This window comes from Agrobacterium sp. MCAB5, assembly GCF_052114365.1.
GTDB lineage: Bacteria > Pseudomonadota > Alphaproteobacteria > Rhizobiales > Rhizobiaceae > Agrobacterium > Agrobacterium tumefaciens.
Window position 1 is genome coordinate 1 of the sequence record NZ_JBFREP010000304.1, and the last position, 415, is coordinate 415.

Sequence of the window (415 nt, forward strand, 5' to 3'; positions counted from 1 at the left end):
GCCCGAGAGACAGGAAACGTCGCKTCAAACTCTGAGAGAGGTGCGTCCCCTCGCCCGCCCGATCCAGCGACAGACTTTCGTCGAGGATATTGACGGCCTGTGCTTCCGGCCAGAGGTTCCTCATTGAGGCACGGGTTGGCTCCATCGCCACCGGAGTGGCGTGGAACAGGAATATGCGAGGATCGTAGGTCATGCTGAGCCCTTCATGACGTTCAGAGAAATGTCCGGTCCTGCAGGCGCCGCATAGCCCATAGTGCCGAGCCTTGCGGCTCCTCTACCATGTCGTAGGTGAGAAGCGTTCCAGCGGAAATATCGACTGTCGCCCGATTGCCCGTTAACAGATGGGCGCAGGCCGGGTTGCCGGCGTTTACCGACACAGCCGGAATAATGCGGGCAGTCAGCATCGGACTGTGGT

At 60.1% G+C, this 415-nt stretch carries 1 protein-coding gene and 1 pseudogene; both read right to left on the reverse strand.

Annotated features, from left to right (window positions below; all coding sequences use genetic code 11):
* Window positions 1–193 (reverse strand): annotated as a pseudogene (locus AB4Z23_RS28745) (arylsulfatase); the annotation flags it as partial.
* Window positions 194–212: 19 nt separating this feature from the next.
* Window positions 213–415, reverse strand: a 203-nt coding sequence (locus tag AB4Z23_RS28750) for an SAF domain-containing protein (RefSeq protein WP_441361347.1), incomplete at its 5' end; no start/stop codon positions are given.